Origin of the sequence: Pollutimonas subterranea (assembly GCF_002849655.1) — a bacterium.
Taxonomy (GTDB): domain Bacteria; phylum Pseudomonadota; class Gammaproteobacteria; order Burkholderiales; family Burkholderiaceae_B; genus Pollutimonas; species Pollutimonas subterranea.
Genome location: NZ_PDNW01000013.1, coordinates 51,321 through 63,315 on the forward strand (window position 1 = coordinate 51,321; position 11,995 = coordinate 63,315).

Below are 11,995 nucleotides of genomic sequence, written 5' to 3' on the forward strand. Positions count from 1 at the left end.
GAGGCCGACATGATCAGGATCAGGGCGATCATATGCGCCATGCTGCTCGCCGCGCTGGGCTTTTCGTGGCTGGTGCCGGGAGTGGCCATTGCGGCGCCCGACACAACCGTTCCTGCCAATTCAACCCCCACCGTCCTGGTGCTTCAGGTGGATGGCATTATCAGTCCTCCATCCTCCGACTTCATTGTGCGCGGCCTGCAGCAGGCCGCGCAGGAACAGGCGGCGTTGATCGTTATTGAACTTGACACGCCGGGCGGGCTGGATTCGTCCATGAGATCCATCGTCCGCAGCATCCTGGCATCGCCAGTTCCGGTGGCCACGTTCGTCGCCCCGGGCGGAGCACGCGCCGCCAGTGCCGGAACCTTCATTCTTTACGCCAGCCATGTGGCGGCAATGACGCCGGCCAGTAATCTGGGCGCCGCTACGCCCGTTTCCATAGGCGGGGGCGATACGGCTCCCGCGTCCGATGAAGGCGCTGAAAAAAAATCTGACGGCAGCACAATGACGGACAAGGTCACCAATGATGCGGCGGCCTATATCCGCAGCCTCGCACAATTAAGGAATCGCAACGCCGACTTTGCCGAGAGAACGGTGCGCGAAGCCAGCAGCCTGCCGGCGCAGGAAGCCCTGAAAGCCGGTGCCATCGACCTCATTGCTTCCGATACCAGCGATCTGCTTCAGAAAATCGATGGCCGAACGGTCACGTTGGGCTCGGGCCAATCTGTACAGCTGGAAACGGCCGGTGCCGCCATTGTGCGCATCGTCCCGGATTGGCGCAGCCGTGTACTGTCCTTGCTGGCGAATCCGCAAGTTGCACTGATTTTAATGATGGTGGGCATTTACGGCCTGTTCTTTGAATTGACCAGTCCGGGAGTCGCCTTGCCGGGTGTCGCAGGCCTCATTTGTCTTCTGCTGGGCCTCTACGCATTTCAAATGCTGCCCGTGAATTGGGCGGGGGTGGCGCTTGCCGCAGCCGGTGCGGCGATGATGATTGCCGAGGCTTTTCTGCCCAGTTTCGGCATTCTGGGGCTCGGGGGCATCGTCGCGTTCGTCCTTGGTGGCTTATTCCTTACGGATACCGGAATCCCTGAGTTCGATGTGTCCCTCCCGTTTCTTGTGGGCTTTGCGATTTCCTGCGCGGGCCTGATCATGTTGACGGGCATGATGGTATCGCGATCACGTCGAAGCACGATAGTCAGCGGCCGTGAACAGATGCTTGGGACCGAAGGCGTTGTAAGCAGTGTGGTCGACGGCACCGTCTATGCCGAGCTTCGTGGCGAGAGCTGGCGGGTGCGCAGCAAAGAGCCATTGTCGCTGGGCGACCGTGTCCGGGTGGTCGCCATGGATGGCCTGACTCTTCAGGTGACACGTGCGGGGCCGGCACCAATGATTCGACATTAACCTAGGGGGTTAACCATGTTTTACGGCGTAAATATTGCCTTGACCGTTATCATCATCGTCGTACTGCTGGTGATGATCAATGCCATCAAGATCCTGCGCGAATATCAACGCGGCGTCATCTTTACCCTCGGTCGATTCACCAAGGTGAAAGGTCCGGGACTGATCTTCGTGATACCGATATTGCAGCAAATGGTACGAGTGGACTTGCGGGTCGTCACCATGGATGTGCCTGGTCAGGACGTCATCTCGCGGGATAACGTTTCGGTAAAGGTCAATGCCGTCCTGTATTTCAGAGTCGTGGCCCCAGAACGGGCGATTATCCAGGTCGAGCATTATCTCGAAGCCACCAGCCAGCTGGCGCAAACCACCTTGCGCGCGGTACTGGGCAAGCACGAGCTCGATGAAATGCTGTCAGAGCGTGAGAAGCTTAATCTCGATATCCAGCAAATATTGGATGCACAGACCGACTCGTGGGGAATCAAGGTTACTAACGTCGAGATCAAGCACATCGACCTGAACGAAAGCATGGTCCGAGCCATTGCGCGCCAGGCCGAGGCCGAGCGCGAACGCCGTGCCAAGGTCATCCATGCCGAAGGCGAAAAGCAGGCGGCACAGGCCTTGATGGAAGCGGCCGAGATACTCGCCGTTCAACCTTCCGCGATGCAGTTGCGCTACCTGCAGACCCTTACCCAAGTCGCTGGCGACAAAAGTTCTACGCTTGTTTTCCCCATACCCGTCGATTTACTGTCGACCCTGGTGAACAAGAAGATCTGATTGTCAGGTGGCGCCTTCGGTAAGCAATTGGCCTATGGCCGCCCCCACGCGCAGATCGTCCAGTTGTCCAAAATGATGCAGTCTGATATAGCCTTTTTGGTCTATCAGGATCAGGCTGGGGGTTCCCTGCAGCCCATATGCCTGCATGGTCAAAGGAACGGGATTGTCGGGCGAGTGCCGGTCTATGCCCACGGGAAAAGGTATGCGGTACTCATGGATGAAAGCCTTGAGAGACACCGGCCCCATGGCGTCATGGTGTTCGAACACGGTATGCAGACCGACAACGCGCAGTTTGTCCAGCGGAAAAGCGTTGTGTATGGCTTTGGCCTGCGGAATGCCGTGGCTGACGCAGCCCGGGCACAGCATCTGGAAAGCGTGTACGACCACGACCTTGCCCCGGAAGGAGTCCAGCGTCAGGTCGTCAGGGGTATTCATCCACTGGCTGACCTGCCAGGCTGCGGCGTATTCGTAGGATGGAGCGCTCATACGTACCTCATGGATAAGGGTCAAGGAGCAATCGGCGATGTTATAGGTTAAGGTTTTATTTTTCTGGAGAAAAGCAATGCAGATCGGGATGGTGGGTTTAGGCCGAATGGGCAGCAATATGGTGCAGCGCCTGTTGCGTAACGGGCACGACTGCGTGGTATACGATGCTCATCCAGCTGCGGCAAAGCCGTTGGTCGAGCTTGGAGCCACCGCGTGCGCCGAGCTGCAGGACCTCGTCGCCCAGTTGGCCGCCCCGCGAACGATATGGCTTATGGTCCCGGCCGCCGTGGTCGACAAGGTGCTCGCGCAATTGACGCCACTGATGCAGGAATACGATATCATCATTGACGGAGGCAATTCGTCTTATCACGATGACATACGACGTGCGGCCGAGCTGGCTGCGCAGGGCATCCATTACATGGATGTGGGTACCAGCGGCGGCGTGGCCGGCCTCGAGCGAGGCTATTGCCTTATGGTGGGTGGCGAAGCCGCTACGTTTGCCCACCTCGAACCCATATTTGCGGCATTGTCGCCGGGTGCGGGCACAGTGCCAGTCACTCCTGATCGGGTGCAGACCAGCGCCGACCAGGGTTATTTGCACTGCGGCCCACACGGGGCCGGCCATTTCGTAAAGATGGTGCACAACGGCATCGAGTACGGAATGATGGCGGCGTACGCCGAAGGGTTGAATATTCTGCACAAGGCGAATATTGGCAAGCAGGTACGTGAGTCCGATGCCGAAACGACTCCGTTGCGCTACCCCGAACATTTCCAGTATGACCTTGATTTGCCTGAGATCACCGAACTGTGGCGGCGTGGCAGTGTCATTGGGTCGTGGCTGCTCGACCTTACTGCCCGATCGTTGCAAGGCAATGCGGCGCTTGAGGACTACACCGGTCATGTATCCGATTCCGGAGAAGGGCGCTGGGCGCTGGCGACGGCGGTTGACCAGGGCGTGCCCACGCCGGTTCTCAGCGCGGCGTTGTTCTCGCGGTTTGAATCGCGTGGCAATGCCGAATACGCCAACCGCGTCTTGTCAGCCATGCGGAAGCAATTCGGTGGACACATAGAAAAGCCGAAAGGTTCCGGATCATGATTCCGTCCCGAAACGACGGCCATGCTTCCGATTGCCTGGTGCTGTTCGGGATGACGGGCGACCTGGCACAGAAAAAGATCTTCCCCGCCCTTTATGCGATGGTAAAGAAGGGCAGATTGACGGTCCCCGTCGTCGGTGTGGCGTCGTCGTCATTGACCCGTGAACAACTTCGAGCGCGTATCGAAGACAGCGTTCGGCTTGCCGGCGACATCGACGATCGGCCCGCGCTGGAACGTCTGCTGGATCTGGTGCACTACGTAAGTGGCGACTATAAGGACCCGGGCACGTTCGAGCGGCTGAAGAAGGTTCTTGGCCATGCTGCGCGCCCGATTCATTATCTGGCCATTCCGCCGTCGCTGTTCGCCACCGTCATGACCGGCCTGGCGGCGGCGGGACTGGCGGATGGTGCGCGCGTCATTGTGGAAAAGCCATTCGGTCGCGACCTGGAATCGGCACGCCGGCTTAACGAGGTGGCATGCTCGGTGTTCCCGGAGGACGCCATATTCCGGATCGATCATTTCCTGGGCAAGGAAGCGATCATGAATATCCTGTATTTCCGCTTTGCGAATTCTTTTCTTGAACCTATCTGGAACAGGGATCACGTCGAAAGCGTGCAGATAACGCTGGCTGAAACCTTTGGCGTCGAGAATCGCGGTGCCTTCTACGAAACCGCCGGTTGCCTGCGCGACGTTATCCAGAATCACCTCTTCCAGATCGTGGCCTTGCTGGCCATGGAGCCGCCGGTCTATCAGGACTATGCGGCGGTGCATTCTGAAAAGGCGAAGGTATTCCAGGCAATGAGGCCGGTACAGGCGGACGACCTGGTGCGTGGCCAGTATCGCGGTTACCGGGAAGAGCCTCATGTCGACGGGCTATCCGATGTAGAGACGTTCAGCGCACTGCGACTGTTCATCGATTCATGGCGCTGGTCGGGAGTGCCATGGTTCCTGCGTTCCGGCAAGTGTCTTGCCGAGGATGTTGCGGAGGTCCTGGTGCAATTAAAGGCGCCGCCGCAAAAGCTTTTTTCAGACTCGCAGCCCGAGAACGGGCGGGCCAACTATATCCGGTTTCGTATCTCACCGAATTCGGCGGTGGCCCTGGCTGCGCGGGTCAAGCGATCAGGCAAGGAGTTTGTGGGCGACCAGCGCGAGCTGTATTTGCTGGACGTGGATCCGTTCGAGGAAATGCCCTACGAACGTCTGCTGGCCGATGCCATGGCCGGCGAGCGGGCCCTGTTCACCAGCCAGCATGCCATTGAGTCGGCGTGGAAAGTGCTTGCACCCGTGCTGACAGACCATCATGCTTCATGGCCGTATGATCCGGGTAGCTGGGGGCCGGAGCAGGCCGATGCGCTTATCGCCGACTACGGCGGCTGGCACAATGCCGATCCGGCTTGAATGCTTACTTGACGAGTGCTACGGGAATGTCGACCAAGCCGAGCACCTTTGTGGCCACAGAGCCCAGGACAAAACCAGTGACAGCCCCCAGGCCGCGGGTTCCCATGATGATCAGGTCGCATTCCTTTTTCTTGGCGACGTCTGCAATGGTCTGGGCGACCGGGCCGACAGCAATTTCTTCGGTATAGCTTGCGCCGGCCTCATCCAGCAGGGCCTTGGCGGATAGCAAGGCGTTGCGGCCTTCGTCCTGGTAATAATCATTGAGCGCTTCAATGGAAAAGAAGCGCTTGACGTTGCCCGAGACGATAGGCGGATGCACGGTGAGCACGTGCAGGGTGGCACCCCCGAATTCGTTAGCGGCTTTGATGGCGGACTTTACAGCCCGATTGGATGATTCGGAGCCGTCTACCGGAATAAGTATGGTTCTCATGGACACCTCTTGAAGAATTCGCTGCAAATATCGCCTGTTGGCTTCGGGTAGCATAACAGGGGCAGCTGTTTTATATTAGAAGATAGAGTAAACGGCGTCATGATTTATATCAAGAATGCGTAGGCCTTTTTACTCTTCTTAAGGCTATCGTCTGGAACGGCTTGTTCAACATGGCCGTGCGAATTTTTTGTGGAGGTTTATGACCGTCAGGATTGAAGATTATGCTTTGTTGGGCGATTGCCGAACAGCGGCGCTGGTGTCCAATGAGGGCTCTATCGATTGGCTGTGTTTCCCCAGGTTTGACTCCGCAGCGTGTTTTGCCGCATTGCTGGGCACGCGTGACAATGGCCGCTGGAAGATAGCGCCGTCCGATCCGGTTAGGCACACGGAAAGAGCCTACCGCGACGGTACGATGATACTGGAGACGACCTTCACCACCGATGGGGGCGTGGCCACGCTTATCGATTTCATGCCCTCAAGCCTTTCGTCGCAAAGCGTAGTACGCATCGTGGTTGGCGTAAAAGGCACGGTTCATTTTGATATTGATTTGCTTATCCGGTTTGACTACGGTCGTACCGTCCCCTGGGTCGAAAGCCCCGATGCGCAGACACATACCGCGGTAGCCGGCCCTGACCTGCTGGTGTTGCGCTGCCGCGTCCCGCTGGAGGGACATGGCCATGAAACGGTAGGAAGCTTTACCGTTACCGAAGGCGAGCGCGAGGTATTCACGCTGGTGCATCAGCCGTCGCATGAACGGCTATCCGATCCTTTCGACGTCAGGGCCGCTATGGCCCAAACCAAGTATTTCTGGCAGGAATTCTCCAGCCGTTGTCCAGACGTCGGTCCCTATACGGACTTGGTAAAACGGTCTCTGCTGACGCTCAAGGCCCTTACCTATTTGCCGACCGGCGGCATCGTCGCGGCTGCGACGACGTCCTTGCCCGAGAAGTTGGGCGGCCAGCGCAACTGGGATTACCGGTATTGCTGGTTGCGCGATGCAACGATGACGCTGCTTGCGTTCATGAGTCTCGGTTATTTCGACGAAGCCCATGCGTGGCGTGATTGGTTGACACGTTCCGTAGCGGGGAGCCCCGACCAGATGCAGATCATGTATGGGCTTGCCGGCGAGCGGTATCTGCCCGAATACGAGTTGCCCTGGCTAAGCGGCTACGAAAACTCCCAGCCCGTTCGCATCGGCAACGCCGCCGCCACACAGACCCAGCTGGATGTGTACGGCGAGGTAGCGGATGCCATGGCGCAAGCGATAGAAGGTCATTTGCCTCCGCATTCGCGTATCGAAGCCATTGCTGAAGCCATCGTGCCTTTTCTCGAGCAGGCTTGGCGGAATCCCGATGAAGGCATTTGGGAAATTCGAGCGCAGAAGCAACATTTCACGCATTCCAAGGTGATGGCCTGGGTAGCGTTTGACCGCATTTCAATGGTGGCGGGCGCCATGAAGAACGGGAAGGAATTTGCTGCCAACTGCCGGCGCATCGCCGACGAGATCCACGCCGAAGTCTGCAGCAAAGCCTATGACCCTGTGCTTGGCAGCTTCGTACAGCATTACGGCGCCGATTGCCTGGACGCCAGCCTTCTGCATATTGCCCTGACCGGCTTTCTGCCCGCCGACGATCCACGCGTACTCGGCACCGTGGCTGCCATCGAGAAGCGGCTGATGAAGGATGGCTTGTTGCTGCGTTACGATAGCGAAGCCGGCGTAGATGGCCTACCGCCGGGCGAAGGCACTTTCCTGGTTTGTTCTTTCTGGCTTGCCGACGTTTATGTGCTGCTAGGTCGCGACCATGACGCGCGCGCACTGTTTGATCGTCTTGCCGGGCTGTGCAACGACGTTGGTTTGCTGGCAGAGCAATATGATCCGCATGAGCGCCGCATGCTGGGCAATTTTCCACAGGCATTCAGCCACGTGGGCATTATCAATACCGCACTCAACCTGCACCGCGCAAGAGCGCCTGCCGCCAAACGCGCCCATCAGGAAACCGCTGAACAAGCCACGGCGCTGGACAACGATATCGGCAACGTGTCGGTGACATAATAGCGCTGCTTGTAAACGGAACCTTCTGACTATTATGAAAAAGCTACATCGCGACAGTCATGTCGAAACACTGGTAGTTCGCATTACCGGGCGCGTCCAAGGGGTGGGCTTCCGAATTGCGGCCGTGCGGCATGCCCATATGCTGGGAATCACCGGTTGGGTGCGTAACGCCGACGACGGCTCGGTTGAAGCATTGCTGCAAGGGCCACATGACCAGGTCGACCGTATGTTGTCCTGGCTGCACATGGGCCCGCCCGCGGCCCGGGTTCAGGAGGTGGCTAGCCAGGAAGAAATCACCGAGCGTTATTTCGACCGGTTCGAACAGATCTGACCCCATGCCGCAGTTGCAGCCATGTTGATCAGGCGTGTTTTTTGACCCAGGCCGCGTATTGGTCCATCCAGGCTTGCAGGAAATCTTTGCTGGCGGCGCCAATATCGCCGCGCTCGTCGAAGAGCCCTTCTTTTGCATGAATGAAGGCTTCGGGCTGGCCAAGTGTGGGAACATCAAGGTAAGCGAGAATATTGCGCAGGTGTTGTTGGGCCATGGCTGTTCCTATGGCGCCGACTGATGCCCCGATGACCCCTGCCGGTTTTCCAGCCCATGCGCTCTGGCCATACGGACGGGACGCGTTATCGATGGCGTTCTTCAGAACACCCGGTATGGACCGGTTGTATTCAGGGGTGACAAAAAGCAGGCCCTGGGACGCGGCAATTTCGCGTTTGAGCCGCTGAACGGCTGGCGCCTGATTGTTGTCGTCATCCTGATTATAAAGAGGCAAGTCGCCGATCTCGAGCTGCTTGAAGGAGAAATCTTGGGGGGCCAACTTGACCAGTCCATCGGCAAGCTTGCGATTAAAGGATTCCCGACGAAGACTGCCTACGATAACTGCGATCTGGTATTGACTCATGGTGACCTCCGGTTTGTTTTAGCGGCAAGCCTGTGAAACAGACGAGGATGAACATTTGGACTAGCTGCCTTGCGAGAGGCGGGCCTGCAGTGCCTGCAGTTGGGTTTCGAGCCTGTCGATACGGCGCAGCAAGTTGATCGCGACGGCGAGGCCTTCTGCATCGAGTTCGAAATCATCGCGCAAGCGGCGCGCCTTGCGGGCTATGACAATACAATCAACGGAAAAAAAATAATTATCGGGATCTTTATTTGCGGGTTCGAGTATGCCTGCCTCGACCAGACTCAGCAGCGCTTCATTGCTTAAGCCCGATACTTGCACAAGGTGGTCCAAAGAGCAAATATCGGATGCGTTCAGCCAGACGCTTTCGGTTATATGAACGGTCATGATCAGCCTCCTGCATTCATCTGCGCCCATGGCTTGTAGGCCGACGCACTGGCGAGCTGCGAAAACAGCTCGCGCTCATGGGGGGTCAGGGTCTTGGGCACATCGATGCGCACAACCGCATATTGATCGCCCTGGGCGCCGTTGGCGGAGGGCAGGCCCCGCTTGCTCAGGCGCAGTTTGCGGCCCGACGTGGTGCCGGGTGGGATGGTCATTTCCACCGGCCCGCCCAAGGTGGGCACCTGCACGGTGGCGCCCAATGCCGCTTCCCAAGGCGCCAGGGGCAAATCGATGTACAGGTCGCCGCCACTTACCCGATAGAGCTTATGGGGCTGTATGTTCATGACGAGATAAAGATCGCCGGGCCTTCCGCCGCGCACACCGGTGCCGCCTTTCCCGGGCAAGCGCAAGCGTTGCCCTTCGGTTGCGCCCTTGGGAATGCGAACGCGAAATGTCTTGGGAACATGATGCAACAGACCCTGGGCGTCATGCTCGGGGATAGACACGCTGATCTCGGTTTCGGCGCCACTGTATAGTTGATCCAGGGTAACGGGGACCGGTACTTCAAAGTCGGGTCCATGCATAGGTGACTGGGTCCGTCCGCGGCGATCCGGGTGTTGGGCGGCGGCGAATGCCGCCAATATGTCCGCCAAATCGACATCGGCGAAATTGCTGTTGCCTTCCTGGAAATGCTCCTGCCACTGATGGGGTGGAACAAAGTCCTCGCCAGGACGGTGACTGCCCAATTCGTCGTATGCCGCGCGTTTTTCAGGGTCTTTAAGGGTGGAGTAGGCGACGGAGATGTCCTTGAATTTCTCTTCGTTTTCCGTGCCGTTGGACATATCGGGATGATACTTGTGGGCGAGCTTGCGGTAAGCTTTCTTTATGTCGGCGAGCGTGGCATCGCGTTCGACGCCCAGCACCTTATAGTAGTCAACGTATTTCATCAAACCCCCGAAATGCCCCACGAACGGCTGGATTACAGCACAGCTTGGTGCCGCAGCAACTGATATGCCTATTCTAACGACGAAAAATTTCCTGGCAAGGAGGCAAAGCTGTCCAGGATGTCTTCGCGCAGTGCCTGTTCGGCGGCACGCACGTCGCGTGCGTTAAAAGCGTCCAGGATCCTGCGGTGGATCGGTAAGGTGAGATGCAGCTGGCGTTGTTCCTGCTCGCTCAGTTTGATGGCGGGTCCCAGTCGCAGCCACAACGGTTCGATAATGCCGGTCAGTACCGGGGATTCAGCCATGCGCACAATATGTAGGTGGAAATGCGCGTTAGCCTTCAAGAAGTGGTGCAGGTCATTGTTTCGAGCTGCGGCTTCCATCTGGCGATAATGACTGGACAGCGTTGCCAGTCCTTCGCTGTCTGCCTGTTTCACCGCCCGCACCACCGCCAGACCTTCGAGGGTCTGGCGGATGTCACGGATGTCCGCAAGTTCCCGTGGCGAGAGGGTGGGTACGCAAAGCGTGCGCTTGCCGACCAGGACACCCTGTGCGGCAAGGCGCTGGAGTGCGTCGCGCACAGGCATGGGACTCGTGCCCATGGCCGTCGATAACTGGCGTAGAACCAGTTGGTCGCCAGGACGCAATTCGCCGGTGATCAACTTCTCGGTGATCTGGCGGTACACCTGCTCCTGGAGTAGAGCGGGTGACGCGAGGTTTTCAAACTGGTTTTGGCGAGTCTCCGGGAGCACGCCGTCAGGCCGAGAGGGAGGCTTGGACTTCATCGAGCGTCTTTGCGAACCGTGCCACCATGTCGGTGACCTGCTCGGGAGTGATGATCAGTGGTGGGCAAAACGCGATGGTGTCTTGAATGGCCCGGACGATCAGGCCGTTCTCGTGGGCACGCCCGTAAACGGCGGCGCCGGCCTTGCCAAGTGGATCGAAGGGGCGCCGGCTTTCTTTGTCGGCCACGAGTTCCACGGCGGCAATCAGGCCTATCCCGCGTACTTCGCCAACCAGCGGATGTCCGGATAGCTCACGCAATGCGGCCTGCATGATGGCTCCTGTTGTCGCCGCATTTTCGACAAGTTTTCGCTCTTCGATGATGTTCAGGTTCTCGATGCCCACCGCGGTGGCGACCGGGTGGCCACTTGCCGTGTAACCGTGCCCGAAGCTTCCCAGCTTGCCGCTGTGGTCCGAAATGACCGACGCAACGGTATCGTTGAGCATGACGGCGGCCAGCGGCTGATACGAAGATGTAATCTGCTTGGACAGCACCATGATGTCAGGTTCGATTCCAAAGGCATCGGAACCGAAACGCTTGCCCAGGCGCCCAAAGCCGGTAATGACTTCGTCGGCGATGATGAGCAGGTCATACTTGCGGCAGACCGCCTGAATCTTTTCCCAGTAGGTATCGGGCGGCACGATGACGCCGCCGGCGCCCATGACGGGCTCTCCGATGAACGCCGCTACGGTTTCAGGGCCTTCCTCGATAATCAGGGCTTCCAGGTCGGCGGCCATGCGGCTTGCAAAGTCGATTTCGGATTCGCCGGGCCGACCTTCCCGATAAAAGTGTGGGCAGCTGGTGTGCTTCATTTGCGGCAAGGGAAGGTCGAAATCGCGATGGTTGCCAACCAGCCCTGTCATGCTGGCTGACGCCACGGTAACGCCGTGATAACCACGCTGGCGTGAAATGATTTTCTTCTTATTAGTCCGTCCCAGTGCATTGTTGTAGTACCACACCATCTTGACCACAGTGTCGTTGGCCTCGGAGCCTGAGTTGGTGAAGAACACCCGGGACATACGGCCTTGGGTGTAGTTCACCAGCTTTTCGGCCAGCTCGATGGAAGGTGTGTGGGATTTGTGGGTGAAGGTATGGTAATAGGGCAGCTTTTGCAGTTGCCGGGTGGCGGCATCGACCAGCCGCGGTTCCCCGAAGCCCACCGCCACACTCCATAAGCCGGCCATGGCTTCAAGGAATTTATTTCCCTGGTCGTCATAGACGTAGATGCCTTCGCCGCGTTCAATGATGCGGGGCCCGATGGTTTTATGGGCGACGTCATTGGTATAGGGGTGCATCTGGTGTTTGATGTCGCGGCTCTGGGCGGGGGAAAACGAAGGCATG

At 58.2% G+C, this 11,995-nt stretch carries 13 protein-coding genes; 6 read left to right on the forward strand and 7 right to left on the reverse strand.

Going from position 1 to position 11,995, the window contains the following annotated elements; all coding sequences use genetic code 11:
- Nucleotides 1–9: 9 nt before the first annotated feature.
- Together CR159_RS14885 and CR159_RS14890 are read left to right on the forward strand one after the other, a co-directional pair.
- Nucleotides 10–1,401 carry an NfeD family protein gene (locus CR159_RS14885; RefSeq protein ID WP_102074751.1) on the forward strand — a complete coding sequence of 464 codons (1,392 nt, stop codon included), beginning with the start codon at nucleotides 10–12 and terminating at the stop codon, nucleotides 1,399–1,401.
- 15 nt (nucleotides 1,402–1,416) lie between these two features.
- Nucleotides 1,417–2,175, forward strand: coding sequence for a slipin family protein (locus CR159_RS14890; RefSeq protein ID WP_102074752.1), 759 nt, complete (start codon nucleotides 1,417–1,419; stop codon nucleotides 2,173–2,175).
- Nucleotides 2,176–2,178: 3 nt separating this feature from the next.
- Here CR159_RS14890 and CR159_RS14895 read toward each other — a convergent pair whose 3' ends face one another.
- Nucleotides 2,179–2,661, reverse strand: coding sequence for a peroxiredoxin family protein (locus CR159_RS14895; RefSeq protein ID WP_102074753.1), 483 nt, complete (start codon nucleotides 2,659–2,661; stop codon nucleotides 2,179–2,181).
- Nucleotides 2,662–2,737: 76 nt separating this feature from the next.
- On the opposite strand from CR159_RS14895, the gene gnd reads away from it, so the two are divergent.
- Both gnd and zwf read left to right on the forward strand, forming a co-directional pair.
- Complete coding sequence (gnd, locus tag CR159_RS14900; protein WP_102074754.1) at nucleotides 2,738–3,757, forward strand: phosphogluconate dehydrogenase (NAD(+)-dependent, decarboxylating); 1,020 nt, start codon at nucleotides 2,738–2,740, stop codon at nucleotides 3,755–3,757.
- Entirely contained in the window at nucleotides 3,754–5,154 is a 1,401-nt protein-coding gene (zwf, locus tag CR159_RS14905; RefSeq protein ID WP_102074755.1) for a glucose-6-phosphate dehydrogenase, read from the forward strand. Before gnd ends, zwf begins: the two co-directional genes overlap by 4 nt.
- Nucleotides 5,155–5,158: 4 nt before the next feature.
- On the opposite strand, the gene CR159_RS14910 is transcribed toward zwf, so the two are convergent.
- Entirely contained in the window at nucleotides 5,159–5,584 is a 426-nt protein-coding gene (locus CR159_RS14910) for a universal stress protein (RefSeq protein ID WP_102074756.1), read from the reverse strand.
- A gap of 187 nt (nucleotides 5,585–5,771) precedes the next feature.
- On the opposite strand from CR159_RS14910, the gene CR159_RS14915 reads away from it, so the two are divergent.
- Nucleotides 5,772–7,637 (forward strand): glycoside hydrolase family 15 protein, encoded by a 1,866-nt coding sequence (locus CR159_RS14915; protein WP_255398890.1) that lies wholly within the window; start codon nucleotides 5,772–5,774, stop codon nucleotides 7,635–7,637.
- 34 nt (nucleotides 7,638–7,671) lie between these two features.
- On the forward strand, nucleotides 7,672–7,968 hold the full coding sequence (locus CR159_RS14920; RefSeq protein ID WP_102074758.1) for an acylphosphatase: 297 nt from the start codon (nucleotides 7,672–7,674) through the stop codon (nucleotides 7,966–7,968).
- Between the two features lie 28 nt (nucleotides 7,969–7,996).
- Here CR159_RS14920 and CR159_RS14925 read toward each other — a convergent pair whose 3' ends face one another.
- The 5 genes from CR159_RS14925 to CR159_RS14945 all read right to left on the reverse strand — a co-directional run bounded on the left by CR159_RS14925 (nucleotide 7,997) and on the right by CR159_RS14945 (nucleotide 11,994).
- Complete coding sequence (locus CR159_RS14925; RefSeq protein WP_102074759.1) at nucleotides 7,997–8,545, reverse strand: NADPH-dependent FMN reductase; 549 nt, start codon at nucleotides 8,543–8,545, stop codon at nucleotides 7,997–7,999.
- A gap of 60 nt (nucleotides 8,546–8,605) precedes the next feature.
- Nucleotides 8,606–8,929 carry a chaperone modulator CbpM gene (locus CR159_RS14930; protein ID WP_102074760.1) on the reverse strand — a complete coding sequence of 108 codons (324 nt, stop codon included), beginning with the start codon at nucleotides 8,927–8,929 and terminating at the stop codon, nucleotides 8,606–8,608.
- 2 nt (nucleotides 8,930–8,931) lie between these two features.
- Nucleotides 8,932–9,873, reverse strand: coding sequence for a DnaJ C-terminal domain-containing protein (locus tag CR159_RS14935; protein WP_102074761.1), 942 nt, complete (start codon nucleotides 9,871–9,873; stop codon nucleotides 8,932–8,934).
- Nucleotides 9,874–9,941: 68 nt separating this feature from the next.
- Nucleotides 9,942–10,655, reverse strand: a complete 714-nt coding sequence (locus CR159_RS14940; RefSeq protein WP_102074762.1) for a GntR family transcriptional regulator — start codon at nucleotides 10,653–10,655, stop codon at nucleotides 9,942–9,944.
- Nucleotides 10,627–11,994 (reverse strand): aspartate aminotransferase family protein, encoded by a 1,368-nt coding sequence (locus tag CR159_RS14945; RefSeq protein WP_102074763.1) that lies wholly within the window; start codon nucleotides 11,992–11,994, stop codon nucleotides 10,627–10,629. Before CR159_RS14945 ends, CR159_RS14940 begins: the two co-directional genes overlap by 29 nt.
- Between the last annotated feature and the right edge of the window lies 1 nt (nucleotide 11,995).